The 25,752-nt window shown below is 65.2% G+C and carries 21 protein-coding genes; 16 read left to right on the forward strand and 5 right to left on the reverse strand.

Annotated features, from left to right (window positions below; translation table 11 throughout):
- The 7 genes from KUH32_RS12920 (at position 1) to hflX (ending at position 9,830) form a co-directional block, all read left to right on the forward strand.
- Positions 1 to 1,371, forward strand: coding sequence for a response regulator (locus KUH32_RS12920; RefSeq protein WP_217778992.1), 1,371 nt, complete (start codon positions 1 to 3; stop codon positions 1,369 to 1,371).
- 98 nt (positions 1,372 to 1,469) lie between these two features.
- Positions 1,470 to 3,749 (forward strand): sensor histidine kinase, encoded by a 2,280-nt coding sequence (locus KUH32_RS12925; RefSeq protein ID WP_431358192.1) that lies wholly within the window; start codon positions 1,470 to 1,472, stop codon positions 3,747 to 3,749.
- Between the two features lie 22 nt (positions 3,750 to 3,771).
- Positions 3,772 to 5,187 (forward strand): nitrogen assimilation response regulator NtrX, encoded by a 1,416-nt coding sequence (ntrX, locus tag KUH32_RS12930; protein WP_217778993.1) that lies wholly within the window; start codon positions 3,772 to 3,774, stop codon positions 5,185 to 5,187.
- A 97-nt stretch (positions 5,188 to 5,284) separates the two neighbouring features.
- Positions 5,285 to 6,661 carry a Trk system potassium transporter TrkA gene (gene trkA, locus KUH32_RS12935; RefSeq protein ID WP_217778996.1) on the forward strand — a complete coding sequence of 459 codons (1,377 nt, stop codon included), beginning with the start codon at positions 5,285 to 5,287 and terminating at the stop codon, positions 6,659 to 6,661.
- 3 nt (positions 6,662 to 6,664) lie between these two features.
- Positions 6,665 to 8,179 (forward strand): TrkH family potassium uptake protein, encoded by a 1,515-nt coding sequence (locus KUH32_RS12940; RefSeq protein WP_217778998.1) that lies wholly within the window; start codon positions 6,665 to 6,667, stop codon positions 8,177 to 8,179.
- Between the two features lie 140 nt (positions 8,180 to 8,319).
- The gene (gene hfq / locus KUH32_RS12945; RefSeq protein WP_217779000.1) at positions 8,320 to 8,559 is read left to right on the forward strand and encodes an RNA chaperone Hfq; all 240 of its coding nucleotides are present in this window, start codon (positions 8,320 to 8,322) and stop codon (positions 8,557 to 8,559) included.
- Between the two features lie 17 nt (positions 8,560 to 8,576).
- Positions 8,577 to 9,830 carry a GTPase HflX gene (gene hflX / locus KUH32_RS12950; RefSeq protein WP_217779818.1) on the forward strand — a complete coding sequence of 418 codons (1,254 nt, stop codon included), beginning with the start codon at positions 8,577 to 8,579 and terminating at the stop codon, positions 9,828 to 9,830.
- On the opposite strand, the gene KUH32_RS12955 is transcribed toward hflX, so the two are convergent.
- Complete coding sequence (locus KUH32_RS12955; RefSeq protein ID WP_217779002.1) at positions 9,827 to 10,747, reverse strand: aminoglycoside phosphotransferase family protein; 921 nt, start codon at positions 10,745 to 10,747, stop codon at positions 9,827 to 9,829. The genes hflX and KUH32_RS12955 overlap by 4 nt on opposite strands.
- Positions 10,744 to 13,206: a penicillin acylase family protein gene (locus KUH32_RS12960; RefSeq protein WP_217779003.1), complete on the reverse strand. Its 2,463-nt coding sequence runs from the start codon at positions 13,204 to 13,206 to the stop codon at positions 10,744 to 10,746. The genes KUH32_RS12955 and KUH32_RS12960 overlap by 4 nt, the downstream gene beginning before the upstream one ends.
- Before the next feature lie 112 nt (positions 13,207 to 13,318).
- On the opposite strand from KUH32_RS12960, the gene KUH32_RS12965 reads away from it, so the two are divergent.
- A complete protein-coding gene (locus KUH32_RS12965; protein WP_217779005.1) occupies positions 13,319 to 14,191 on the forward strand; it encodes an NAD(P)-dependent oxidoreductase in 873 nt (290 codons plus the stop codon).
- 4 nt (positions 14,192 to 14,195) lie between these two features.
- On the opposite strand, the gene KUH32_RS12970 is transcribed toward KUH32_RS12965, so the two are convergent.
- Positions 14,196 to 15,227 carry a trans-3-hydroxy-L-proline dehydratase gene (locus KUH32_RS12970; protein ID WP_217779007.1) on the reverse strand — a complete coding sequence of 344 codons (1,032 nt, stop codon included), beginning with the start codon at positions 15,225 to 15,227 and terminating at the stop codon, positions 14,196 to 14,198.
- 500 nt (positions 15,228 to 15,727) lie between these two features.
- Here KUH32_RS12970 and KUH32_RS12975 point away from each other — a divergent pair, with 500 nt between their 5' ends.
- Complete coding sequence (locus KUH32_RS12975) at positions 15,728 to 18,520, forward strand: Rne/Rng family ribonuclease (protein ID WP_217779009.1); 2,793 nt, start codon at positions 15,728 to 15,730, stop codon at positions 18,518 to 18,520.
- Positions 18,521 to 18,541: 21 nt separating this feature from the next.
- On the opposite strand, the gene KUH32_RS12980 is transcribed toward KUH32_RS12975, so the two are convergent.
- Complete coding sequence (locus KUH32_RS12980) at positions 18,542 to 18,775, reverse strand: sulfurtransferase TusA family protein (protein WP_217779819.1); 234 nt, start codon at positions 18,773 to 18,775, stop codon at positions 18,542 to 18,544.
- Between the two features lie 93 nt (positions 18,776 to 18,868).
- On the opposite strand from KUH32_RS12980, the gene KUH32_RS12985 reads away from it, so the two are divergent.
- The 4 genes from KUH32_RS12985 (at position 18,869) to KUH32_RS13000 (ending at position 23,312) form a co-directional block, all read left to right on the forward strand.
- Entirely contained in the window at positions 18,869 to 19,618 is a 750-nt protein-coding gene (locus KUH32_RS12985) for a cytochrome c biogenesis CcdA family protein (protein ID WP_217779011.1), read from the forward strand.
- Positions 19,619 to 19,687: 69 nt separating this feature from the next.
- The gene (locus tag KUH32_RS12990) at positions 19,688 to 20,953 is read left to right on the forward strand and encodes a hypothetical protein (RefSeq protein WP_217779013.1); all 1,266 of its coding nucleotides are present in this window, start codon (positions 19,688 to 19,690) and stop codon (positions 20,951 to 20,953) included.
- On the forward strand, positions 20,950 to 22,299 hold the full coding sequence (locus KUH32_RS12995) for a cytochrome P450 (protein ID WP_217779015.1): 1,350 nt from the start codon (positions 20,950 to 20,952) through the stop codon (positions 22,297 to 22,299). The genes KUH32_RS12990 and KUH32_RS12995 overlap by 4 nt, the downstream gene beginning before the upstream one ends.
- A 107-nt stretch (positions 22,300 to 22,406) precedes the next feature.
- Positions 22,407 to 23,312 (forward strand): fructose bisphosphate aldolase, encoded by a 906-nt coding sequence (locus KUH32_RS13000; protein ID WP_217779016.1) that lies wholly within the window; start codon positions 22,407 to 22,409, stop codon positions 23,310 to 23,312.
- Here KUH32_RS13000 and KUH32_RS13005 read toward each other — a convergent pair.
- Entirely contained in the window at positions 23,285 to 23,962 is a 678-nt protein-coding gene (locus KUH32_RS13005) for a helix-turn-helix transcriptional regulator (protein ID WP_217779018.1), read from the reverse strand. The genes KUH32_RS13000 and KUH32_RS13005 overlap by 28 nt on opposite strands.
- Before the next feature lie 159 nt (positions 23,963 to 24,121).
- On the opposite strand from KUH32_RS13005, the gene KUH32_RS13010 reads away from it, so the two are divergent.
- From KUH32_RS13010 to tatC, 3 genes are read left to right on the forward strand one after another with little or no spacing between them, the layout of a single operon-like run.
- On the forward strand, positions 24,122 to 24,337 hold the full coding sequence (locus KUH32_RS13010; protein WP_217779020.1) for a twin-arginine translocase TatA/TatE family subunit: 216 nt from the start codon (positions 24,122 to 24,124) through the stop codon (positions 24,335 to 24,337).
- 3 nt (positions 24,338 to 24,340) lie between these two features.
- Positions 24,341 to 24,790 (forward strand): Sec-independent protein translocase protein TatB, encoded by a 450-nt coding sequence (gene tatB, locus KUH32_RS13015; RefSeq protein WP_217779022.1) that lies wholly within the window; start codon positions 24,341 to 24,343, stop codon positions 24,788 to 24,790.
- The gene (gene tatC, locus KUH32_RS13020; RefSeq protein WP_217779024.1) at positions 24,787 to 25,728 is read left to right on the forward strand and encodes a twin-arginine translocase subunit TatC; all 942 of its coding nucleotides are present in this window, start codon (positions 24,787 to 24,789) and stop codon (positions 25,726 to 25,728) included. The genes tatB and tatC overlap by 4 nt, the downstream gene beginning before the upstream one ends.
- Positions 25,729 to 25,752 lie beyond the last annotated feature (24 nt).

Consider the following 25,752-nt stretch of genomic DNA (forward strand, 5'->3'; position numbering starts at 1 on the left):
ATGGATGGCACGGTTCTGGTCGCCGACGACGATCGCACGATCCGCACGGTTCTGACCCAGGCGCTGACGCGCGCGGGCTGCAAGGTGCATGCCACGTCCTCGCTGACCACGCTCATGCGGTGGGTGGGCGAGGGCAAGGGCGACGTGGTGATCTCGGACGTGGTGATGCCCGACGGGAACGGGCTCGAGATGTTGCCGAAGATATCGGCTGACAGGCCGGACCTGCCGGTGATCGTGATTTCGGCCCAGAACACCATCATGACGGCGATCCAGGCGGCCGAGGCCGAGGCTTATGATTACCTGCCCAAGCCATTCGATCTGCCCGACCTGATGAAACGCACCGCGCGGGCGCTCGAGAACCGCAAGAAACTGCCGCGTCGCGACGACCCGGTGCTGGATGCCGACGGACCCGAGGAATTGCCGCTGGTCGGCAAGACGCCGGCAATGCAGGCGCTGTACCGGCTGGTGGCCAAGGTGATGAACACCGACCTGCCAGTGCTGATCTCGGGCGAGAGCGGCACCGGCAAGTCGCTGATCGCGCGGGCGATCCACGATTTCTCGGACCGCCGGACGCTGCCCTTCGTGACGGTGACCGCGGCGGACCTTGCCGATCTCGAAGGCCCGGCGCGGGTGCTGGCGCGGGTCAAGGGCGGCACGCTGCTGATCGACGAGTTGGGCGATATCGGCGACGAGATCCAGGCCCGCATCGTGCGGATGATGGACGTGCCAGGCGAACACGTGCCGCGGTTCATGGCCACGTCGCAGGGCGATCTGGCGCGCCGGATGGAGGAAGGCAAGGTGCGGCGCGACCTGTTCTACCGTCTCAGCGGCGCCACCCTGGCGGTGCCCAGCCTGCGCGAACGGGTCGAGGACATCGCGCTGCTGACCGACCATTTCCTTGCCCGCACCGAACGCGAAGGGGGCACGAAGCGCTGGCTGTCGAAGGACGCGGCTGAACTGTTCCGCGCTTATAGCTGGCCCGGCAACGTGCGGCAGTTGGAAAACGTCGTGCGCCGCCTGTCGCTGACGGCGCGCGGCGAAGAAATCGCCCGGTCCGAAGTGGAAGCGGTGTTGGGCCACCAGCCCGAGACCGGGCCGATCCTGCGCGGCGGAGACGGCGAAAAGCTGGGCACGTCCGTAGCAAGGCACTTGCGCCGCTATTTCGACCTGCACGGCGCGATGCTGCCGCCGCCGGGCCTGTACCAACGGATTCTGCGCGAAGTAGAAGCGCCGCTGATCGAGATCGCCCTCGACGCGACCGGCGGAAACCAGGCGAAATGCGCCGATCTGCTGGGTATCAACCGCAATACCTTGCGCAAGAAGATCACCGATCTGGATATCCGGGTGACACGGCGCCGCAAGTTGATGTAAAAGGGTCACATACTGTGGCGATGCCGCAAATCGCGGTAGCAAGACCACAAGATATGGCGGTCCGCTGCGCAAAGCAGCACATCTGAGCGGGGGCATCTGTGGCCACACGGGCACGGGGCACGACACGAGGCACGACCTGGGCGCGTCTCAGCCGTCTGCGGCGGCAGCGGCGGGTGCAGAATATTGCGACGCTGGGCCTGGTCCTGCTGGGGCCCGTGCTGGCTTTGCTGACATTCCTCGCGCTTGGCCCCTTGGATACCGGCGTGGGCAGCCGCCTGACCCTGCGGCTCGTCCTGCTGGCCGATCTGGTTTATGTTCTGCTGCTGGCGGCGCTGGTTCTGGCGCGCGCCGCGCGCATGGTCGCCGACCGACGGGCGCAATCGGCGGGTTCGCGGCTGCATCTGCGCCTGACCGGCGCGTTCGTTCTGATGGCGTTGTTGCCGGCCGTGACGGTCGCCGTTTTCGCGGTTCTGACCATCAATGGCGGGCTCGAGACGTGGTTTTCGACGCGGGTGCAGAACGTCGTTGCCGCGTCGCGCACCGCCGCCGAAGCCTATGAGACCGATCAGCGCGCCGGGCTTGTTCAGGATGCCCGCGCGCTTGGCGGCTTTCTCGATGCCAGCCGGCGCGCCACGTTCATCATGGATGATGGCGAATTGCGCCGGGTGCTGAGCCAGGGCCAGGGCCAGATCCAGCGCGGGCTGCGCGAGGCCTATGTCATCGACGGCGCTGGAGAAATCCGGGCCCGCGGCGAGCGCTCCTACCTGTTCGATTACGAACGCCCCGCTCCGGCCGATTTCGTCATTGCCGATGCCGAGGGTGTCACGGTGATCGAGGACTGGGCCAACAACGAATTTCGCGCCCTGCTGCCGCTTTCGGCCTTTGTCGATCGCTATCTCTACGTGTCGCGGCAGGTCGACGGGCGGCTTCTGGCATTGCTGGACGAAACAAAGGAAACCGCGCAGTTCTACCAGCAACAGGAAAGCGAGCGGGGCCGGTTGCTGTTCGATTTCGCGCTGCTCTACCTTGGTTTCGCGGTATTGCTGATACTGGCCGCGACCTGGGCAGGTCTGTGGTTCGCCGAACGGCTGAGCCGCCCGGTCGGTCGACTGACCGGCGCGGCGCAGCGGGTCGGTGCGGGCGATCTGGACGTGCAGGTGATCGAGGAAGAGGGCGACGACGAAATCGCCATGCTGGGGCGCTACTTCAACCAGATGACCCGGCAACTCAAGGGTCAGCGCGAGACGCTTCTGGAAAACACCCGGCAGATCGAACGCCGCCAGCGACTGTTCGATTCGGTGCTGAGTTCGGTGACCTCGGGGGTTGTCGGACTGGACGCGCAGGGCTGCGTGACCTTCGTGAACCGGTCGGCCGAGCGGTTGCTGGATTGGCACAAGAGCCGATCGGACGTGCCCCTGCCGGTTGCGGTGCCGGAATTCGGCGCGTTGTTCGACCGGCTGCGCACCGAGGGCGGCGAAACCGCCCAGGAAGAAATCAAGGTCAGCCGTGCCGGGCGGTTGGAACACCTGTTGGTGCGGCTGGCGACGCGGCGCCGTCAGGATGGCGGGCTCGAGGGTTATGTCGTGGCTTTCGACGACGTTACCGACCTTGTCAGTGCGCAACGGATGGCCGCCTGGGGTGACGTCGCCCGGCGCATCGCGCATGAAATCAAGAACCCCCTGACACCGATACAGTTGTCCGCCGAACGCATGCGGCGCAAGTTCGGCCGGGTTCTGGAAGGCGAGAATGCCGAAAGCCTGGAACAGATGACCGAGGTGATCGTGCGCCAGACCAACGATCTGCGCCGGATCGTCGACGAGTTTTCCAAGTTCGCGCGGATGCCCGAACCGGATCGCAAACCCGAAGACCTGCGTGAATTGTTGCGCGGGGCGGTTCTGTTGCAGGAAACCGGCCAGCCGGATGTGCATTTCGTCACCGATCTGCCGGAAACGTCGCTTCCGGCGGAACTGGACGCGACAATGATCGGGCAGGCGCTGACGAACTTGATAAAGAACGCCGGAGAAGCCATTGAAAGCCTTGTTGAAAAAGGCGAAAAACCTGGGCTTTCCGCGGAAATCCGCGTGATCTGCGCGGTCGACGATGGCAAGGCCGAGATCAGGATCATGGACAATGGCATCGGGCTGCCGGAAGACCGGGCGCGGTTGTTCGAACCCTACGTGACGACGCGTGACAAGGGCACCGGGCTGGGCCTTCCGATCGTCAAGAAGATCATCGAGGAGCACGGCGGTACGCTGACGCTCGAGGATGCGCCGGTTTTCGATGGCAACGACCATGCCGGTGCGATGGCCGTCATTCGGCTGCCCCTCAGCCAAGAGGCCGCGGCGGCGTTGCAGGACAAGACCGCCTTGGCGGTATGACAGGATTGGTGGAGAGAGGCGCATGAGCGACATTCTGATAGTCGACGACGAACGGGACATCCGCGAACTGATCGGGGACATCCTGCAGGACGAGGGCTTCACGACGCGGCTGGCCGGCAATTCGTCCGAAGCGATGGCGCAGATCAACGCCGAGGCACCGGCGCTGCTGATCCTGGATATCTGGCTGAAGGACAGCAAGATGGACGGGATCGACATCCTCAAGACCGTCAAGCGCGACAATCCGGATGTGCCGGTGGTCATCATCTCGGGCCATGGCAACATCGAAATCGCCGTGGCGGCGATCAAGCAGGGCGCCTACGACTTCATCGAAAAGCCGTTCAACATCGACCAGCTGATGGTGGTGATCCGGCGCGCGATGGAGACGTCGCGCCTGCGTCGCGAGAACCAGAAGCTCAAGCGCGGCGAGGTCAAGCAGGCGCAGATGGTCGGCGAAAGCCCGGCCTTCCGGGCATTGTTGGGCCAGCTTGACAAGGTGACCAAGTCAAACGGCCGGGTGATGCTGACCGGCCCGGCAGGATCGGGCAAGGAGGTTGCCGCACGTTATATCCACGCCAAGTCGAACCGGGCTGCGGGACCTTTCGTCACCGTCAACTGCGCCGGCGTGGCGCCCGAGACGATGGAAGCGGTGCTGTTCGGCCGCGAGACGCCGGAGCGCGGCGTCGAACCGGGGCTGCTGGAACAGGCGCATGGCGGCGTGGTGTATTTCGACGAAGTGGCCGACATGCCCACCGGCACCCAGTCCAAGATCCTGCGGGTGCTGGTCGACCAGCAGTTCACACGGGTCGGCGGGGCCGACAAGGTGCGGGTCGATCTGCGGGTGATATCGTCGACCAACCGCGACCTCGAAGCGGAAATCGCAGCGGGCCGGTTCCGCGAGGAGCTGTATCACCGGCTGAACGTGGTCCCGATCGCCGTTCCGTCGCTGGCAGACCGGCGCGAGGACATCCCGCTGCTCGCGCGGCTGTTCATCGCCGAATGTAACCGCGCCCAGGGGCTGCCGTTGCGCGAACTCAGCGAAGAGGCCGAGGCGTTGATGCAGACCATGCTGTGGCCGGGCAATGTCCGCCAACTCAAGAACCTTGTGGAACGGGTGCTGATCCTGGGCGACGGCACCGGTCCGATCGAGGCGCGCGAACTGCCGCAGGATACCGCACCCGAGCAGGAAGGCGAGGATCGCGTCGTCCTGTCGGGCCAGTTGGCGACGCTGCCGCTGCGCGAGGCGCGCGAAGCGTTCGAGCGGGAATATCTGCTGACCCAGATCAACCGTTTTGGCGGAAACATCTCGCGCACCGCGTCCTTTGTCGGGATGGAACGCTCGGCCTTGCACCGAAAGCTGAAATCGCTGGGTGTGGTCACCAGTCAAAAGGCCGGCGCCCGGGTCGCGCGCGTCGAGGGCGACATGGAAGAGGCGACCTGAACGGGTCTTGAACAGGCCGGATTGCCGCCGCGGCGGCAATTGACCATGGCGCGGTGCCGTGCCATGCCATCGGGGGTGGGACCGCAAGGGACAGGGCATGAAGGTCATCATTTGCGGCGCAGGGCAGGTCGGCTGGCAGATCGCGAGGCACCTGTCGGGTGAACGCAACGACGTCACCGTTGTGGACAACAATCCCGATCTGGTTCGCCGCGCGACGGATACCCTGGACGTGCAGGGCATTGCCGGGTTCGCGTCCTACCCCGACGTTCTGGAAAAAGCCGGGGCGCGCGACGCCGACATGGTCATCGCCGCGACCTATTCGGACGAGGTCAACATGGTCACCTGCCAGGTGGCCCATTCGGTGTTTTCCGTACCGCGCAAGATCGCCAGGCTGCGCGCGCGCAGCTACCTGACGGCCATCTATTCGGACCTTTACCGCCGTGACCACCTGCCCATCGACGTGGTGATCAGCCCCGAACTCGAAGTCGCCGAGGCGGCGTTGCAACGCCTGTCGGCGCCAGCGGCTTTTGACACCGAGGTGTTCCTGGGCGGTCAGGCACATCTGCTGGGACTTTCGGTGGACGAGAATTGTCCGATCGTCAACACGCCCCTGCGGCAGTTGACCGACCTGTTCTCGACGTTGCGGTCGGTGGTGGTGGGTGTTCGCCGCGATGGCACGTTGTTCGCGCCCGAGGCCGGCGACCAGATGTTCGTCGGCGACAGCGCCTACATGGTGGTGCATTCCGACGATATCCGGCGCACGATGGAGATCTTCGGAAAGACGGTGCGCAAGCAGGAACGCATCATCATCGTTGGTGGCGGCAATGTCGGACTGATGGTGGCGAAATCGCTGGAAGAACGCCCCGAGCGTGTGCGCGCCAAGATGATCGAACGCAGCCGGGCCTGCGCCGAACGCGCCGCCGAGGCGCTCGAACGGACCATCGTGCTGAACGGCGATGGTCTTGACGTCGCGCTGCTGTCCGAGGCCGGCGTCGACCGCGCCGATGCCATCCTATGCGTGACCGACGACGACAAGACCAACATGCTGGCCGCCGTCCGCGCCAAGGCCGAGGGCTGTCCGATGGCCATCGCGCTGATCAACGACCCGACGCTGGTGCCGTTGATGGAGCCGCTCGGCATCGACGCCTATATCAACCCGCGCGCGACAACGGTCAGCTCGATCCTGCGCCACATCCGGCATGGCAAGGTGCGGTCGGTCTATTCCATCGGCGATGCCGAAGCCGAGGTGATCGAAGCCGAAGTCCTGTCTACCTCGCCCATGGCCGGGCTGCGCATCCGCGAGATCGACTTTCCCGAAGGCGTGCTGGTCGGCGCCGTCAGCAAGCAGGGCAAGGTGGTCAAGCCAACCGGCAGCCTGCGCATCGACGATGGCGACCATGTCGTGATCTTCGCCATGGCCAAGGATGTGCCCGAGGTCGAGCGCCTGCTTCAGGTCTCGATCGATTTCTTCTGAGCGATGTCGACGCTGCACCGATTGCCGCTGTTCCTGCTGATCCTCGGGATCGCCTGTGCGTCGATGCTGGTTCCGGCGGCCTTCGCATTGGCGATAGAGGATTTCCACGATGCACGGTCGTTCTTCTATGCCGCGGTTCTGGGCCTGACGCTGACGACGCTGATCGCGCTTGCCCAGGCCGGGCAGCGCCACAATCGCAGCGCGCTACGGCAATTGCTGGCGCTGCTTGGCGTCTTCATCGCCCTGCCGGCTGTGTTGGCCGTGCCGTTTTACGAGGCGGTCCGCAGCACGACCTATCTCAGCGCCTATGTCGAGATGGTGTCGTCCCTTACCACGACGGGATTGACGATGTTCGAGCCCGCGCGCCTGTCGGGGCCCGAGCACCTCTGGCGGGCTCAGGTCGGCTGGATGGGCGGCGCGCTGATGTGGGTCGCGGCGGCGGCGATCATGGCGCCGCTGACGCTGGGTGGATTCGAGGTGACGGCCAGCGGCGAACCCGGACAGACCCCGTCGCACGGTGCTATGCGCCGCGATCAGGCCGACCCGGCCGAGCGACTGGCGCGCGGCGCGCGGGCCTTGCTGCCGACCTATATCGGCCTGACCGGCGCATTGTGCGTTATGCTGCTGGTGGCGGGCGATCCGCCGCTGGTGGCGATCAGCCATGCAATGTCGGTCATGGCGACGTCGGGAATCTCGCCCTTGGGGCAGCTCACCGGCGCCACCAGCGGCATCCCCGGCGAGATGATCCTGTTCTGCTTCCTGTTCTTCGCTTTGTCGCGGCTGACCTTTTCCAGCGATACCGTTCAGGCGGTGCGCACGGGGTTGTTGTTCGACCCCGAATTCAGGCTGGGATTGGTGATCGTTCTGATCGTGCCGACCTCGTTGTTCGTGCGGCATTGGGTTGCGGCCTTCGATGTCGGCGAAGAAGAAAACATCGTTCTTGGGCTTCGGGCGCTGTGGGGGGCTTTGTTCACGGCGTTGTCCTTTCTGACCACGACCGGCTTTGTCAGTGCCGACTGGGACACCGCGCAGGCTTGGTCGGGGTTGAGCACACCGGGTCTGATCCTGATGGGGCTGGCCATCGTCGGCGGCGGGGTGGCGACGACAGCGGGCGGCGTCAAGCTGCTGCGGGTCTACGCGCTTTATGTCAACGGGATGCGCGAGATCGAGAAACTGGTCTACCCGTCATCCGTTGCACGCTCGGGCCTGGTCAGCCGGCGCATCCGACGCGAGGGTGCCTTTATCGCCTGGGTCTTCTTCATGCTGTTCGCGATCTGCATTGCGGCGATCAGCGTGGCCCTTGGCCTGTTCGGCATCGCGTTCGAGCCGGCCATGGTGCTGACCATCGCGACGCTGTCCAACACCGGTCCGCTGATCGGGATCGCGTCGGCGGCGCCGATCGATTTCATCGCCCTGGCACCGGGCGCCAAGCTGCTGCTTTGCGTCGCCATGGTGCTGGGCCGTCTCGAATTGCTGGCGATCATCGTCATGTTGACGCCGGAAATCTGGCGCGACTGACGGCAAGGCATTGCCCAATCCTTGTGCAGTTGGCCGGTGCGCCGCTTTTTCCGCTGGAAGTTCCGAACCTTGCGCGACATACTCCGGCCTGAAACGAGGGCGTGCCGAATGCGGCGCGAAGCAAGAACAAAGGCAATTCAATGGCTTCGGACAGACAAAATCTGCAAGACGCATTCCTGAATCATGTCCGCAAGACCAAGGTGCCCGTCACCGTTTTCCTGATCAACGGTGTGAAACTGCAGGGTGTCATCACCTGGTTCGACAATTTCTGCGTGCTGCTGCGCCGCGACGGGCAGTCGCAACTGGTCTACAAACACGCGATTTCGACGATCATGCCGTCACAGCCGGTGAACCTGTATGACGGCGACGAGGGCGCTTGAAGAACCACGCTCCGCCGGTGACCCGCGCCTGGGTCCTGCATCCCGACATCAAGTCCGACCGTGACCGCCGCAACGCCGTCATGGCCCTGGAAGAGGCCGTGGCATTGGCCGTTGCCTTGCCCGGGCTCGAAGTCGTGGGGTCGGAAGTCGTGCCGCTTCCGAAACCGCAACCCGGCATGTTGTTCGGGTCGGGAAAGATCGCGGAACTGAAGGGTCGGCTGAAAAGCGCCGATGTCGAGCTGGTGCTCGTCGATGGCCCGGTCAGCCCCGTGCAGCAGCGCAACCTGGAAAAGGAATGGGGGGTGAAGCTGCTGGACCGGACCGGGCTGATCCTCGAAATCTTCTCGGACCGCGCGGCGACCCGCGAGGGCGTGTTGCAGGTGGAAATGGCGGCGCTCAGCTATCAGCGCACGCGGCTGGTGCGGGCATGGACCCACCTGGAACGTCAGCGCGGCGGTCTGGGTTTCGTCGGCGGCCCCGGCGAGACGCAGATCGAAGCGGACCGCCGCGCCATCGACGAACAGCTGGTGCGCCTGCGCCGGCAACTGGACAAGGTCGTCAGAACGCGCGACCTGCACCGCAAGGCGCGCGCCAAGGTGCCGTATCCGATCGTTGCTCTGGTGGGCTATACCAATGCCGGCAAGTCGACGCTGTTCAACCGCCTGACCGGGGCCGAGGTGATGGCCAAGGACATGCTGTTCGCCACGCTCGACCCGACCATGCGGGCGGTGACGTTGCCGACAGGACTCGAGGTCATCCTGTCGGATACGGTGGGGTTCATCTCGGACCTGCCGACCGAACTGGTCGCCGCTTTCCGCGCGACTCTGGAAGAGGTGCTGGCCGCAGATCTGATCGTGCACGTGCGTGACATCGCCCATCCCAACACCGAGGAGCAGGCCGAGGACGTGCGCGGAATCCTTGATGGGCTTGGTGTTCGCGACGACGTTCCGCTGATCGAATTGTGGAACAAGATCGACCTGTTGTCGGAAGCCGATGCCGAGGCAGTGCGCGTGCGCGCCGCCCGGACGGACAGCGTCTTTGCCGTATCGGCTTGGACAGGGACGGGATTGGACCGGTTTCTCGAGGCGGCGACCGAGGCGCTTGGCGGTGCGCGGCAGCACGATGTCGTCACATTGGCCCATGCCGATGGCAAACGCCGGGCGTGGCTGTTCGACAAGGGGCTGGTCGAGCGCGAGGAACAGGCCGAGGATGGCGTCCGACTGCATGTGCTGTGGTCGGCCCGCGACCGCGCGCGGTTCGAAGCGCTCTAGATCAGCGGTTCGTCCTGTTTCAGCAGCCAGCGGGCTGCATCCAGCCGAGCCTGGTTGACCCGCGACGGCTGCAACTTGGTGTTGGCCCAGACGCCCAGGCAAAAACAGCGTTGCAGGAACAGCGTGACCTCGGGCGCGGTGCCGCTGTCGCCATAGCCATCACGCAGCGCCGCCAGAACGGCTCGCGGCGCGATGGCTTGCGGTGCGCGGGCCATGGCATCGAGCGCCAGATGCGCGATGTCGCGCGCTGCGTCGTCGGGTCGGTCGTTTTCGAAATCCAGCCCCCAGACCATATCGCCGATGATCATGTTCGACAGGTTGAGATCGCGGTGGGTGATGGCGCGGCGCGCCGGTGCCTTTCGGACCGTGCTTGCCAGCGCCTGGACGCCGGCCGCGGCTTCGCGAAAACTCTCCGCGTCCGGAATCGGCCGCCCGCCTTCGACCAGTTCCGCCTGCAACCTGTCCAGCCAGTTCAGCAGCCCCGCGGGCCGGAACGCCACCTGTTCCGCGCTCAGCCCGTGCAGTGCGGCGACCCAGGAACCGGCGCGGCGCAGATGCGCGAGATCACCGCTGTCCTGCCAGAGCGCACCGGCATCGCGGCCTGCCACAAGTGCCATCGCAACGACGTGGCGATCGGGGTCGAAGAACAGGATCGCCGGCGCGCGGAACGCTCCGTCGCCAAGACCGCGTGCCACCGCATCCTGTCGCGCCACTTGCCGTGCCGCCTTGGCGGACATTGCGGGCGACCAGACCTTGAGCACGGCAGGGCGGGTCGGACTGTCCAGGCGAAAGACGCAAGATGGCCGCGTGGCTTTCGGCGGCTTGAGCGAGACGAGCGGCGCATCCGCGGGCCAGCCTGCCGCGCGCAGCGCGTCGCGGACCAGTGTCTCGGCTTCGGCAATCGTCAGCCGTGTCACGGCTTGACCAGACGCGTGATGCCGACCGAGGCGGCGCGCGCAAGATCTTCGTCGAGCGACATCGGGATGTATTCGCCACGCCGCCAGAGCTGACCCAGATCGTCGTAATGCCGCGACAGGAAATGCCCCGACTGCCCGGTCGAGGTGACGAAGACCGAACTGTCGGGATCGGCGAAATCGTAGACACCGCGATAGCCGGCCCCGTGCACGTTCAGGAACGGGTTCGGATCATCGCCCGAGGTCCGTCCGCGTTGCAGCGTGTGATCGCCACCGCTGGTGCTTTGGCGGATGTTGACGAATTGGCGCAGCAACGGCACGTCGCCCAGGACCGGGTGGTCGTGGGTGGCCTGGTGGGCATCGCCCCAACGCAGGCTTTCCAATGCGGTGCCGTAGGTCTCATCGATCCAGACCAGGGCATCATCCAGCGCCAGCCGGGCGATGTCTGTGCAGCTTTCCTCGGCGGCCGACCGGATCACGTCGCACCAGGCGCTGGCGCCGTCGATGTCGCGGTAGACCCGTTCGATGAACAGCGGTTCGACATGCGTGAACGCGTCGGCCAAGGGGCCCAGGTCGTCGCGGATCAGTCGGTCTTGCAGGGCGCGGATCCAGGCGGCATAGATCAGCGGTTCGGGCAGATGTTCGTTCATCTCGCCGGACCAGTTGGCCAGCAGGTCGAGCGCGCGTCTGCGCTGCCGTTCCGGTGTGCCTTCGGGTGCCGCTTCTCCGGTGAACCAGAGATCGCGACCGATCAGCGGCAACAGCGTGCGCGCGGCGGGTGAAACGGTGTCGAGCTGTGCCTCGACGAAACTTTCGCGGGTATGGACCTTGCGGCCCTGCATCAGCGCCTGCCAGCGCTGCACCCGCTGACTGTCGCCCCAATCGAAGCTGACATGCAGCGGGAAAGGACGGTCGAGGATCTTGTTGTTGGTATTGCCGACGATGCCGCCGCTGGGCGACAGGAAACCGGGATTGGCGCTGTAGGGCAGCACGCCTTGCCAGCGATTGGCCGCGATCCAGCCCGGGCTGGGCAGACGGCCCTGGCTCTGGTGGTTGGCGTCGCGGCGCGGCATGGTGCCGACCAGCTTCATGCCGATCGTGTCGCGGTCGATCAGGGTCAACACCTGCGAAGGTGCGACATAGGCCGCGCTGACTTCGATCGCCTCGCGCACCGACCCGGCCGTCATCAGGCCCATCGCCGCGGTCATCGAGGTGTCGCGCGGGCTGAGCGCGGTCCAGGACAGTGACACCACATGTCCAGGCGGGGTGATTTCGGCAAGGTCGAATTGAGAACCCGGCAGAACCGGGCCGTTATCGGTAAAGCGCAGGGTAACGGTGACCGCCGGCGCGTCCTTGATCTCGATGATCGACTTGCGCGTGACGAAGGGCCTGAACCCGTCGGGTCCGCGATATTCTTCGGGGTTGTCGGGGTTCAGTTCCTCGATGAACAGATCCTGATCGTCGAGATAGCTGGAGGTCAGACCCCAGGCCAGCTTTTCCGACCGTCCCACCATCACCGCGGGGATGCCGGGGATCGTGCCGCCGATCACGCCGCCCGATTGCAGTTGCAGCCTTGCCAGATACCAGATCGCGGGCGCAGTGAAGCCCAGGTGCGGGTCATTGGCCAGCAGCGTGCCGCCGCCGGCCGAGCGTTCCGGCGCCGCGGCCCAGCCGTTCGATGCGCCGGCCAGACCGCGCGGTGCCACCGGCCAGAAAGGCGGCAGATCGGCGCGGGCGCTGCGGGTCGGACCGGGTGCACCGGGCGCCAGGCTGGCATAGTCGGGCAGGGCGGCGGTGCCCTGGCCGGGCATGTCGGGCAGGATATCGGCCAGCCGCGCCGCATCGTCCAGCAGTAGCGAGGTGCGGGCGCGCAGGACCTCTTCGTTCAGATGGCCGGACAATTGCAATGCCATCAGTTTGACGATGGCGATGCTGTCGGCCGGTTTCCACGGTGCGACGGGGGCGCTGAACAGGAAGAATTCCGGTGCGCCGCGGCCCAGACTGTCGGCATTGATTTCGTCGATGCGGGCGTTGACCCCGGAGGCATAGGCTTCGAGCGCATCCAGCGTCGCGGCGTCCTGCGCCTCCACGGATTGCACCGCCAGCGGATAGAGATCCAGCCGGCGCAGCAACGTGTCGGTGCGCACCGTGCGTTCGCCGAACATCTCGGACAGGCGGCCCTGGGCGGTGCGGCGTAGCAGCATCATCTGCCACAGCCGGTCCTGTGCATGGGCATAACCCAGGCCGAAGAACGCGTCGCGGTCGGACAGCGCGAAGATATGCGGCACACCGGCATTGTCGCGCACGATCTCGATATCGCCGGTGATCCCGGCGGTGGGACGGGTGTTGTCGTAGTCGGGCAGCGACCGCGAGGCGAGGTAATAGACCACCAGCACGGCCAGCACCGACAGAACCAGCGCGGCGCTGACCAGCCTGAGCAACCATCGGAACACGCGCGCCATTTCCCTTTGCGTCCTTCTGCGATACTTGGGATGCCAGACGGCTTAGCCCGACCCCGCCACGATGCCAAGGGGCGCAGGCGGTGCGGGCGGAAACTCGATCAGGGAGGGTGTCATGGCAAAGGTCGCATTTCTGGGTTTGGGCGTGATGGGCTATCCGATGGCCGGTCACCTCGCCAAGGCGGGGCACGACGTCTGCGTCTACAATCGCACCGCCGCCAAGGCCGACGCCTGGGTCGCCCAGCATGGCGGACGGTCGGCTGCCAGCCCGGCCAAGGCCGCCGCCGGCGCCGAATTCGTGATGGCCTGCGTCGGCAATGACGACGACCTGCGGGGCGTCTGCGAAGGCGCGGACGGTGCCTTTGCCGGGATGGAACAGGGCGCGGTTTTCGTCGATCACACCACGGTCTCGGCGGCGATCACCCGCGAATTGCACAGCACGGCCGGCGGCCTGGGGCTGCATTTCGTCGATGCGCCGGTTTCTGGAGGGCAGGCCGGTGCAGAAAACGGCCAGCTGGTCATCATGTGCGGCGGCGACGAGGATATCTATGCGCGCGCCGAACCGGTGATGCAGGCTTATGCCAAGCTGTGCAAGCGGCTGGGCGACAGCGGTTCGGGGCAACTGACCAAGATGGTCAACCAGATCTGCATCGCCGGGTTGGTGCAGGGCCTGTCCGAAGGGCTGCATTTCGCCCAGAAGGCCGGGCTGGACGGGCGCGCGGTGGTCGAGGTGATCGGCGGCGGTGCGGCGGGGTCGTGGCAGATGGTCAATCGATACGAAACCATGCTGGACGACAAGTTCGACCACGGCTTTGCCGTCGACTGGATGCGCAAGGATCTGGGCATCTGCCTGAGCACTGCCAATGAAAACGGCGCGTCGTTGCCGGTGACGGCGCTGGTCGACCAGTTCTACAAGGACATCCAGAAAATGGGCGGCGGCCGCTGGGATACGTCCAGCCTGATCAAGCGCCTGAACGAAGCAGGCTGAACGCTCAGCGGATGCGCGGCCAGGTATCGGACAGGCGGTATCCGGCGGGCCAGGGATCGTCGGGGTCCAGCATGTGCTGGTGGGTGCCGGTGATCCAGGCGCGTCCGCTGATCTGCGGGCGGATCGCCGCGCGGTCGCCGACCTGCGTCGTTCCCAGGATGCGCCCCTCGAAGGTTGAACCGATGATCGAGATGGCTGTGAACCGGTCGGCTTCTGTCATCTGACCGTGGGCATGCAGAAGCGCCATGCGTGCCGATACCGCCGTGCCCGTGGGCGAGCGATCCAGCTTGCCGGGCTGGATCGCCACGACCGATTGCGCGGTCAGGTGATCACCGTCGCGTTTGAGCGGTGCCGCGAACAGGCAAAAGGAATGGTGGGTCCAGTCGGGACGGTCGGGATGGGCGAACCGCAGCTGCCGATTGGCCGCATTGGTGATGCGCACGCCCAACTCGGCGATCTCGCGCGCCGCGTCGGGTTCCAGCGCCATGCCAAGCGCGGCGGGGTCGACAACGACAAAGCTGTCACCGCCGAACGCGGTGTCGACGCGCAGCGTGCCCAGCCCCTCGACCTCCAGCGCGACATCCATCAGACCGGCGAAGGACGGCAGGTTTTCCACGCTGATCCGGCGCGCCTTGCCGTCGGCGCAATCGGCGTGCACCCGAACCAGCCCGCCCGGCGCCTCCAGGCACAGTTCGGTCACCGGTTCGGTCATCGGCAGGATGCCGGTGTCCAGCAGCACGGTCGCCACGCAGATCGCGTTCGAGCCGGACATCGGCGGGGTGTCTTCGGGCTCCATGATGATAAAGGCCGCGTCCGCGTCGGGGTGCCTGGGCGGCACCAGAAGGTTCACATGCCGGAAGACACCGCCGCGCGGTTCGTTCAGGACGAAATTGCGCAAGGACTGATCCCGCGCGATCCACGCCCGCTGATCCCACAGCGTGTCCCCCGGAGGCGGTGCGACGCCGCCCACGATCACGTCGCCGACTTCGCCTTCGGCATGGCAGGAAACGACGTGGATCACCGAGCGGCTGCGCATGCGGGTTCCTGTTCCGGTTCAATTGGTGCAAAGTCGAGTCTGAGGGCATTGCGCGCGAAGGCAAGGGGCCGATTTCTGTCTTCGGAAGCACCGGGCGTGGACCGATTTCCAACCCGACCGATGCGATTGTCCATTGTCTTTTCCCTGTTGCTGCCCTTATGTTGAACGTCAGGCGACGGCTTGGTCGATCGCCCAGAGTTTCGCTGACCGCTGGCGTGTGCGCCTAAAACCCGCGTCCCGGTCAGACCGATCCGGCCCCAGGGCCACATTCCACAGCCCCGACCGCATGGCGAGACGGGCACGCAACGGGCGCCGCGCGGCTTACGCCGTGGCGAGCGTCGGAGAAGAACCGCGATGACGCGCGCAAGCGATGCGAGGCAACCGGGTGAGGGCAGACCGTCCCCCCGTTCCCATGCGCGCCACTTCGCCCGAAACAGCCACGCCCACCGATCCGCCGCTCCTCCAGGGGCGCGCGGTCGTCCGGCGTGCTTCAGGACACTATGCCAAAGAAAATGCTCATCGACGCCACCCACGCGGAAGAGACCCGCGTCGTGGTGGTGGACGGAAACAAGGTCGAGGAATTCGACTTTGAATCGGAAAACAAGCGCCAGCTCGCCGGCAACATCTATCTAGCGAAAGTCACGCGGGTCGAACCCTCGTTGCAGGCTGCCTTCGTCGATTACGGCGGCAACCGGCACGGCTTTCTGGCTTTCTCGGAAATCCACCCGGATTACTACCAGATCCCCGTTGCCGACCGAAAGGCGCTGATGGAGGAAGAGGCGGCGTTGGCCGCGGCCGAGGACGAGGACGAGAAGGAAAAGCCGAAATCCTCGCGGTCGCGGTCGCGGTCGCGACGCAAATCGTCGTCCCGGGCCGAATCCAGCAAACCTGCCGACAAGGTGACCAGCGCCGAGGCGGCGGGCGACATTTCGGGTATGGAAACGATCGACCTCGGCGATGACGAGTATGCGGAGGACGCAACCACCGCCGCGGACGCGGGCGAAGGCCTGTCGCCGATGGAGACGGTGCAGGAAACTCCGGTCGAGGAACCCGACGATACAGACGGCAGCGACGAAGTCGCGGGCGGCAAGTCCAAGGCGGACGAGGCCGAGCACGACGACAACGGCGATGCGGGCGATGCCGCGTCCAAGGACGAAAGCATCGAATCGGTATCCGACGACGACACCGAGGAAGACATCCGCCCGGCACGCAAGCCGCGCCCGCGCCGCTACAAGATCCAGGAAGTCGTCAAGGTTCGGCAGATCATGCTGGTCCAGGTGGTCAAGGAGGAACGCGGCAACAAGGGCGCCGCGCTGACGACCTACCTTTCGCTGGCCGGGCGCTATTGCGTGCTGATGCCCAACACCGCACGCGGGGGCGGCATCTCGCGCAAGATCACCAACGCGTCGGATCGCTCCAAGCTCAAGGAGATCGCCAATTCGATCGAGGTGCCGAAAGGCGCCGGGCTGATCATCCGCACCGCCGGGTCGCAGCGCACCAAGACCGAGATCAAGCGCGACTACGAATACCTCCAGCGGCTGTGGGAACAGATCCGCGAACTGACGCTGAAATCCATCGCGCCGGCCAAGATCTACGAGGAAGGCGACCTGATCAAACGGTCGATCCGTGATCTGTATAACCGTGACATCGATGAGGTTCTGGTGGAAGGCGACCGCGGTTACCGCATCGCCAAGGACTTCATGAAGATGATCATGCCGTCCCACGCCAAGAACGTGAAGCACTACCAGGACCAGTTGCCGCTGTTCGCGCGCTACCAGGTCGAAAGCTACCTGGCGGGGATGTTCAATCCCACCGTTCAGCTGAAATCCGGCGGCTACATCGTGATCGGGGTGACCGAAGCGCTGGTGGCGATCGACGTGAACTCGGGCCGGGCCACCAAGGAAGGTTCGATCGAGGAAACCGCGCTCAAGACCAACCTGGAAGCGGCCGAGGAAGTGGCCCGCCAGTTGCGCCTGCGTGACCTTGCCGGGCTGATCGTGATCGATTTCATCGACATGGACGAGCGCAAGAACAACGCCGCCGTCGAAAAGCGCCTGAAAGACAAGCTCAAGACCGACCGCGCCCGCATCCAGGTGGGTAGGATCAGCGGGTTCGGCCTGCTCGAGATGTCCCGCCAACGCCTGCGGCCCGGCATGATCGAGGCCACCACCCAGCCCTGCACCCATTGTCACGGCACCGGGCTGATCCGGTCCGACGACAACATGGCGCTGATGGTGCTGCGCCAGATCGAAGAGGAAGGCACTCGCCGACGCACCCGCGAGGTGCTGGTGAAATGCCCGGTCGGGATCGCCAACTTCCTGATGAATCAGAAACGCGAGCACATCGCCCAGATCGAGGCGCGCTACGGCATGTCGGTGCGGATCGAAGGTGATCCGGCGCTGGTGTCTCCCGACTTCTCGATGGAGAAATTCAAGACCGCGACCCGGTCAGTGCCCGAGGCGGCGCCGGTCGTATCGGTCGATACCTCGATCATGGATGCGGTCGACGAAGACGCGCTTGAGGCCGAGGAGGAAGACGAAACCGAAGCCGAAGCCACCGCCGAGACCGAGGAAAGCTCGGGCGAGGAGAAACCCAAGAAGCGCCGCCGCCGCCGCCGCCGCCGGTCGTCCAAATCGCGGGATGCGGAGAACGGCGACAACGGTGACAACGGCGACAACGGAGATGCTGCCGGTGACGAGGATGCGCCCTCGGAACCTGCACAGACCGAAGCCGCCGCTGCGGATGGCGACACGGCGGATGTCGCGGTTGAGGCCGAGGCCGAAACCGAAGTGGACGCCGGGGCGGACGAGAAGCCCAAGAAAACCACGTCCCGCTCGCGCTCCAGCCGGTCACGGTCGAAGAAGAAGGCCGAAGAGGCGCCCGCCGAGGCCGCCGCGGAAGAGCCGGCCCCGGAAGCGCCCGCAGCGGATGCAGCGACCGATGCCGCCGAAGACAAACCCGCGGAAAAGCCCAAGAAAACCGTCACGCGATCGCGGTCGACGAAGTCGACGAAATCGACCAAAACCACCGCGAAAAAGACCAAGGCCGAAGAGGCGGAACCCTCCGAGGCCGATGCCGCGCCCGTTGCGGAAACCAAGGCCGACGAGGCGCCCGCCGAGAAACCCAAGCCCAAGCGCACCCGCAAGAAGGCCGAAGCGGTGATCGCCGAAGCGGTGACGGAAGCCGGCGAAACCGTGACCGAAGCGCCTTTGGAGACGGCAGACACGACCGAGTCTGCTGAACCCGAGTCCGACAAGCCCAAGCGCCGCGGCTGGTGGTCGCTGGGCCGGTGAACGCCAAGCGGTCGGGCCGTCTCAGGCGGTCCGGCCGGCCTTGCGGATCGTCCAGGTCGTGACCAAGCCGTCTTCGCGGCTGTCTTCCAGGGAATGCCCGGCTTCGGCGCAGAAATGCGGCACGTCGACGATGGCGGCCGGATCGTCGGTCTGCAGCACGAGCACGCCGCCCTCAGGCAGCGCCATCAGCCGCTTGCGCGCCTTCAGGACCGGCAGGGGGCATAGCAGCCCGGTGGCATCCAGAACGTCATTCATGCCGCTGAGATAGCGACGATGTTTCAGGTCGTCCACAAGGATGTGACACCGCGTGCAGGTGACGCAGGCCACGTCAGCGCGTAAGGGAAAGCCATGTTCGGAATCGAGATCATCGACGCGGCCCTACTGCCCGCCATGTTCGTGGCGCTGTTGGCGGGGTTCCTGTCATTCCTCAGCCCCTGCGTGCTGCCCATCGTGCCGCCTTACCTGGCCTTCATGTCCGGCATGAGCATGTCGGATGTCGCCAGTGGGCAGGATCGGCGGCGCGTGGTGACCGCGGCGCTGTTCTTCGTCATGGGGCTGTCGACGGTCTTCATCTTCCTGGGTTTCACCGCCAGCTGGATCGGCATGCTGTTTCTGCAGAACCAGGTTCTGCTTTCGCGTGTCGCGGGCGTCGTGGTGATCGTTTTCGGCCTGCATTTCCTGGGTGTGTTCCGCATCGGTTTCCTGGACCGCGAGGCACGGATGGAGGCGGGCGACAGCGGCGGATCGGCTTTTGGCGCCTATGTTCTGGGGCTGGCATTTGCCTTTGGCTGGACGCCCTGTATCGGCCCGATCCTGGGCGCGATCCTGTCGATGGCGGCATCAGAGGCGTCGGTTGCGCGGGGCACCGCACTGCTGGCGGTTTACGCGGTGGGGCTGGGTATTCCGTTTCTTCTGGCAGCGATCTTTCTGACCCGTGCCATGGGGCTGATGAACCGGATCAAACGCCACATGGCTGTGATCGAAAAGGTCATGGGGCTGCTGCTGGTCGCGGTGGGGGTCGCCCTTTTGACGGGGGCGTTCTCGGCGTTGGCCTTCTGGCTTCTGGAAACCTTTCCGCTGCTGGCGACGGTCGGCTGATCCGGCCTGCGCTTGCGCCTTACTCTTGCCCCACGAAATCGCTAGGCTGCGCGCCAAACGAGGTGCGCGATGGACCCAGAGCAGACGATTGCCAGGCGGCGGGTGTTCTACATCCCCGGCTACGACCCGATCCACCCCCGCCGCTACCGCGAGCTGTACCGCAAGGAAGGCGCTGCGCAGGCAGGCATTTCGGGTTACGAGATCGGTTTGAAACCCAAGACAACCAAGGGGCCTTACGGCTGGCACGTGTCTGCGACCATCGACGGGGCAGAGGTGGACGCCGATATCGAGGTGCTGGTCTGGTCCGATATCGTGCGCGACAGCATGTCGAACAGCATCCCCGCGACCTACTGGCAACTGGTTCGGACGGCCTGGGAATACATCGCCACCGGCGCGCTGTGGCGGCTGATGAAGTTGCGCAAAGGGCCGGTTATCGCGGCGCTCTATCCGATCGGGATGCTGCTGGGGCAGTTGCTGCTGGCGGGCGCGGTTTTCTACGGGGTTGCGATGGCGTCGGCCTGGGGCATGCACCGTACAACGGAACTCTTTACCGGACCGACGGTATTCGGACCGTTTTTTGCGTTGCGCAATTATCTTGCCCTCGCGCTCGGGCTCGGCGCCGGCTGGGCGCTGCTGCGCTGGTTCAAGGCGCGGGATGGCAAGCTCTTTGCCTACTACCTGATGCATGACTATGCCTATTCGGCGCAATTCCGCGGCGCCAACCCGCCCGAATTGGAGGCGCGGATGGCCGAGTTCTCCGATACGATCGCCCACGCGCTGACCGACGATGTCGACGAGGTGCTGGTGGTGGGTCATTCGTCGGGCGCGCATCTGGCGGTGTCGATCCTCGCCGATATCATCCGGCAGGGAAGGGTGCCGGCGAACGGGCCGAAACTGGCCTTTCTTTCGCTTGGGCAGGTGGTGCCGATGGTATCGTTCCTGCGCGATGCGCACCGGTTGCGTGCCGATCTGCAGTTTCTGTCGGCGCGGACCGAGTTGACCTGGGTGGACGTAACCGCGCCCGGCGATGGCTGCGCCTTCGCGCTGTGCGACCCGGTCAGCGTGTCGGGCGTGGCGCCGTCGGACAAACGCTGGCCTCTGGTCTTTTCGGCGCAGTTCACAAATGCCCTCAGCCCGGAACGTTGGAAGGCGCTGCGCTGGCGGTTCTTCCGGCTGCATTTCCAGTATCTCTGCGCCTTCGACCGGCCGCTGGACTATGACTACTTTCAGATCACCGCAGGTCCCGTTTCGTTGGCCGACCGCTATGCCGGCCGCCCGCCCTCGGCCAGCCGGATCGACCGCGCGGTGTCGAAATACACGAGCGTCGCCGCATGACCCCGCCGAAACCGACGGCGCGGCGCGATCGCGTTTCGTTGTGGCGATACGCAAAACTGTTCCGCCAGGATATCCTGTCGGCACAGCCTGCGCGGCTCTATCGCGCGTGGATGGCCGAATTCAGGACGCCGTTCTTCCGGTCCTACCTGGTGAACCAGCCGGAGCTCGTGAAAACCGTGCTCAGGGACAGGCCCGGCGATTTCCCAAAGTCCGGCCGGATCAGCGAAGGGCTGCGGCCATTGCTGGGCAATTCGGTGTTCCTGACCAACGGCGAGACATGGGAACGTCAGCGCCGCATCATCGACCCGGCCTTCGAAGGGGGGCGCTTGCGCGAAACCTATCCGGCCATGTGGGCCGCGGCGCAGGCGGCGTTGACGCGGCTGACGGCGCGTGCGGGGCAGGAAGTAGAGATCGAGGAGATCACCAGCCACGCCGCGGCGGACGTGATCTTTCGCACGCTGTTTTCCATCCCGATCGAGGACGAGATCGCGCAAGCGGTGTTTCACGAATTCCGCGCTTATCAGCGCAGTCAGCCGATCCTGAACCTTGCCGCTTTCGTACCGTTGCCGCGTTGGTTGCCGCGGTTTTTTCGGGCCGACACACGGGCCGCCGCGCGCCGCATCCGTGCGCTGATCGCCCGGTTGACCGAACGGCGCATGGCCGAGATCGCGTCTGGCACCGCGCCCGACGACCTGGCGACCAAGATCATGACCACGCCGGACCCGTTGACGGGCGAGACGTTCTCGACCGCGGAAATGGTCGATCAGGTGGCGATCTTCTTTCTGGCCGGACACGAAACCAGCGCTTCGGCCCTGGCGTGGACGCTGTACATGATGGGGCTTTTCCCCGACTGGCAGGATCGCGTGGCCGACGAGGCACAGGTGTTGCAGACCGGCGCCTTCGCCGAGGTGGGCAAGCTGCGTGTCAGCCGTGACGTGTTCCGCGAAGCGCTGCGGCTTTACCCGCCCGTTCCGATGATGGTGCGTCAGGCCACCCGCCCGGAACGTTTCCGCGACCGCGACGTGGCGCCCGGTGCGCAGATCGTTCTGTCACCCTGGCATCTGCACCGCCACGAGCGGCTGTGGGACCGGCCGGACGATTTCGATCCGGGTCGCTGGCAGACCGAGAACGGCAAGACCTGCGGGCGCGATGCCTATATCCCGTTTTCCGCGGGGCCGCGGGTTTGCACGGGGGCGGGTTTCGCCATGGTCGAAGGCCCGCTCTTGCTGTCGCTTCTGCTGCGCGACCTGCGGGTCGAACGCATCCCCGGACGCGATCCGGTGCCCGAGGCGCACCTGACGGTGCGGGCGCGCGATGGCATCTGGCTGCGGGTGTCGAAACGCTGACGCGGCAAATTTCGCCTGTTAGCGATAAAGCCCGCGCGCGGCTCTACCGGACCCGCCTGCAAGCCTGTATCAGATCGCCAAACAGCATCTGATACGAGGAATGCGCCATGGCCCAGGACAGATTTGCCGCCCAGATGGAGCGGATGCATACCGGCAAGGGCTTTATCGCCGCGCTGGACCAGTCCGGGGGGTCGACCCCCAAGGCGCTGCGGCTCTACGGCGTGACCGAGGACATGTATGACGGCGAAGAGGCGATGTTCGACGAGATCCACGCGATGCGGTCCCGGATCATCCTGTCGCCCGGATTTACCGGCGAAAAGGTGATCGGCGCGATCCTGTTCGAACGCACGATGCGCGGCGAGGTGGCCGGCAAGCCGACAGCGGACTTGTTGTGGGAAGACCGGGGCATCGTGCCGTTTCTCAAGATCGACAAGGGCCTGACGGACAAATCCGACGGCGTGCAGTTGATGAAACCGATTCCCGGCCTGGTCGACACGCTGCGCGAGGCCGAGGGTTCGGGGATATTCGGGACCAAGGAACGGTCGGTCATCCACGAGGCCAACGCCAAGGGGATCGAAGCCATCGTGTCCCAGCAATTCGACATCGGTCGCACCGTCCTGTCCTGTGGTCTTGTGCCGATCCTCGAACCCGAGGTGGATATCCATTCGCCCACCAAGGTCGAGGCCGAAACGATCCTGAAAGAGCGTATCCTGTCCCATCTCGACACGCTGCAGGACGGTCAGAACATCATGCTCAAGCTGACGATCCCGACGCAGGACGGTCTGTATGACGCCGTGGCCGACCACCCGCGCGTTGTTCGGGTTGTGGCGCTGTCGGGCGGCTATTCGACCGACGAGGCCTGCGCGCGTCTTGCACGTCAACCCAAGATGATCGCGTCTTTCAGCCGCGCGCTGACCGAAGGGCTGACCAAGCAGATGTCGGATGCCGAATTCAATGATGCCCTGGGCGCCAATATCGACCAGATCTATCGCGCGTCGGTCGCGGGCGCCTGACGCGCCCGCCAATCCGCCAGGGTCTTGCCCGGTTCATCCACGAAGAGGCCGGGAAGGGGCGTGATGGCGGTGACCCTGTCCATGCGGAAGTTGCGGAAGGTGCCTGCGGTTTCGTCCCAGGCGACGCAGGTCCAGACCCGACCCCAATAGTCGAGATGCAGCGGACGGATGTCGTGCGGGGCGCCGTCTTCGAGCGTGACACGCAATTTCTGCCGCGCCCGGATCGCGGTACGGATCAGCGGCATCAACGCGAAACCCCGCGCGGCTTCGGAAAAGGCGCCCACGGCAAAGCCGAAGCGGGTAGGCGGGCCGGTATCCTCCGGCAGTACCGCCTCGATCTTGGCCGAAAGGCTGCGCGCGGCATCCGCCATCTCGGTTTCGGCGGTCTGCCCGAGCGCGGCAAGGGCAAGATGCAGCGCCGCCAGTTCGCCTTCGGTCAGGTTCAGCGGCGGAAGGGTGATCGCCGCCTGCGCGGTGTAGCCCAGGCCGCGTGCGCCCTCGACCGGCACGCCCGAGGCCGCCAGCAGTTCCATGTCACGGTAGATCGTGCGCACCGACACGCCCAGATCCTGCGCCATCGCCTCGGCGGTGTGCAGTTTGCCGTCGCGCAGCCGTTGCATCAGGGCGAAAAGGCGGTCCTTGCGATTCATGACCGACATACTGACAAAAATCCGTCACCTGACAAGCTCATGACACACATGACCGCCGGTCGCGGCGCTTTGGCGCTTTTCGCGGCGCGCGGGAATCATTAGATACCACGTGATAGTTGAACGCGGCGCCGGCCCCGGCCCGCAAGTGGGAGATGAGCCATGCTCAACAATATCGGCCTTCCGGGCCTTCTTCTGATCGCCGTCGTGGTGCTGGTGCTGTTCGGTCGCGGCAAGATCTCGTCGTTGATGGGCGAGGTCGGCAAGGGGATCACCGCCTTCAAGAAGGGCGTGAAAGACGGCACCGAGGAAATCGAGGCCGACCAGGCCGATCTTGCCAAGGACGTCACGCCCAAGGAAGACAAGGACAAGGCGTAAGTCATGTTCGATCTCGGGTTCGCCGAGCTTCTGGTCATCGGAATCGTCGCGCTGATCGTGGTCGGCCCCAAGGATTTGCCGGTGATGTTCCGCCAGGTCGGTCGTTTCGTCGGCAAGGCCCGCGGCATGGCCCGCGAATTCAGCCGCGCCATGAACGACGCCGCTGACGAGGCCGGCGTGAAGGATGTCGCCAAAAGCCTCAAGACCGCGACGAACCCGGTGAGTTCGGCGATGGACGGGGTCAAGGATGCGGCCAAGTCGATGACCAATCTCGACCCTGCCAGTGAAACCGGCAAGCTGTCTGCCGAGCGCGCCGAGGCCAAGAAGAAGATCGAACTGGCCACCGCCAAGGCCGCCGCGGCCCGTTCGCAGCGCGAAGCCGAAGCCGCAGCCAAGAAGGTGGCCGAGATGGAGGCCGCGATGCAGCCCGACACGCCGAAGGGCGACACATGAGTTCCCCGAACGACGAGATCGAAGACAGCTCCGCGCCGCTGATCGAACACCTGGCCGAGCTGCGCACCCGGCTGATCCGATCGGTCATCGCCTTTCTGATCGGCATCGTTCTGGCCTTTGTCGTGGCCGAACCGATCCTGCAATTCCTTCTGGGCCCGATCGAGGAAACGCTGCGCGATCTGGGTGACCCGTCGCCGACGCTGCAATACACCAGCCCGCAGGAATACCTGTTCACGCTGTTCCGGATCTCGATGGTTTTCGGGTTCGCGCTGGCCTTTCCGGTGATCGGCCACCAGATGTGGCGCTTCGTGGCGCCCGGGCTCTACAAATCGGAAAAGAACGCCTTTCTGCCTTTCCTGATCGCCTCTCCGGTGATGTTCCTGCTGGGCGCGTCCTTTGCCCATTTCATCGTGACGCCGCTGGCCATGGCGTTCTTTCTGGGCTTCGCCGATGTCAGTTCGATCTTTGCCAACCTGCTTGCCGGAGGCGTGCAGAGCCTGCCGCCGGACACCGCCGTGGTGCCCGAGACCGAAGAGGGTATTCGCATCACCTTTTTCGGCAAGGTCAACGAATCGCTCGACATCTCGTTGAAATTCATCCTGGCCTTCGGCCTGTGCTTCCAGTTGCCGGTTCTGCTGACGCTGATGGGCAAGGCCGGGCTGGTCAGCGCCGAAGGGCTGGGCGGCGTGCGCAAATACGCCATGGTCGGCATCCTGGTGCTGGCTGCCCTGGTGACACCGCCGGACGTGGTCACGCAGCTGATCCTGTTCACCGTGGTCTACGGGCTCTACGAGGTGTCGATCTTCCTTGTCCGCCGCGTCGAGAAGAAGCGCGAGGCCGAATTGCGCGCGCAAGGCGTCTGGTTCGAAGACGACGAGGACGAAGACCCGCTGATGGCCGAATTCGACGAGACCGACGAGGAAGGCAAGGCCCGGTGAGCGACGTGCTGAACCGCATCGCCG

The sequence above is a fragment of the Thalassococcus arenae genome, assembly GCF_019104745.1.
GTDB classification, from domain to species: Bacteria; Pseudomonadota; Alphaproteobacteria; order Rhodobacterales; family Rhodobacteraceae; genus Thalassococcus_B; species Thalassococcus_B arenae.

Coding starts and splice junctions, on each gene's coding strand:
- KUH32_RS12985 (WP_217779011.1), top strand. CDS start 18,869: ATGTTCGGAATCGAGATCATCGACGCGGCCCTACTGCCCGCCATGTTC.
- KUH32_RS12940 (WP_217778998.1), top strand. CDS start 6,665: ATGTCGACGCTGCACCGATTGCCGCTGTTCCTGCTGATCCTCGGGATC.
- KUH32_RS13010 (WP_217779020.1), top strand. CDS start 24,122: ATGCTCAACAATATCGGCCTTCCGGGCCTTCTTCTGATCGCCGTCGTG.
- trkA (WP_217778996.1), top strand. CDS start 5,285: ATGAAGGTCATCATTTGCGGCGCAGGGCAGGTCGGCTGGCAGATCGCG.
- KUH32_RS12960 (WP_217779003.1), bottom strand. CDS start 13,206: ATGGCGCGCGTGTTCCGATGGTTGCTCAGGCTGGTCAGCGCCGCGCTG.
- tatC (WP_217779024.1), top strand. CDS start 24,787: ATGAGTTCCCCGAACGACGAGATCGAAGACAGCTCCGCGCCGCTGATC.
- KUH32_RS12975 (WP_217779009.1), top strand. CDS start 15,728: ATGCCAAAGAAAATGCTCATCGACGCCACCCACGCGGAAGAGACCCGC.
- ntrX (WP_217778993.1), top strand. CDS start 3,772: ATGAGCGACATTCTGATAGTCGACGACGAACGGGACATCCGCGAACTG.
- hfq (WP_217779000.1), top strand. CDS start 8,320: ATGGCTTCGGACAGACAAAATCTGCAAGACGCATTCCTGAATCATGTC.
- KUH32_RS12965 (WP_217779005.1), top strand. CDS start 13,319: ATGGCAAAGGTCGCATTTCTGGGTTTGGGCGTGATGGGCTATCCGATG.
- KUH32_RS12990 (WP_217779013.1), top strand. CDS start 19,688: ATGGACCCAGAGCAGACGATTGCCAGGCGGCGGGTGTTCTACATCCCC.
- tatB (WP_217779022.1), top strand. CDS start 24,341: ATGTTCGATCTCGGGTTCGCCGAGCTTCTGGTCATCGGAATCGTCGCG.
- KUH32_RS12970 (WP_217779007.1), bottom strand. CDS start 15,227: ATGCGCAGCCGCTCGGTGATCCACGTCGTTTCCTGCCATGCCGAAGGC.
- KUH32_RS13005 (WP_217779018.1), bottom strand. CDS start 23,962: ATGAATCGCAAGGACCGCCTTTTCGCCCTGATGCAACGGCTGCGCGAC.
- KUH32_RS12980 (WP_217779819.1), bottom strand. CDS start 18,775: ATGAATGACGTTCTGGATGCCACCGGGCTGCTATGCCCCCTGCCGGTC.
- KUH32_RS12995 (WP_217779015.1), top strand. CDS start 20,950: ATGACCCCGCCGAAACCGACGGCGCGGCGCGATCGCGTTTCGTTGTGG.
- KUH32_RS13000 (WP_217779016.1), top strand. CDS start 22,407: ATGGCCCAGGACAGATTTGCCGCCCAGATGGAGCGGATGCATACCGGC.
- KUH32_RS12920 (WP_217778992.1), top strand. CDS start 1: ATGGATGGCACGGTTCTGGTCGCCGACGACGATCGCACGATCCGCACG.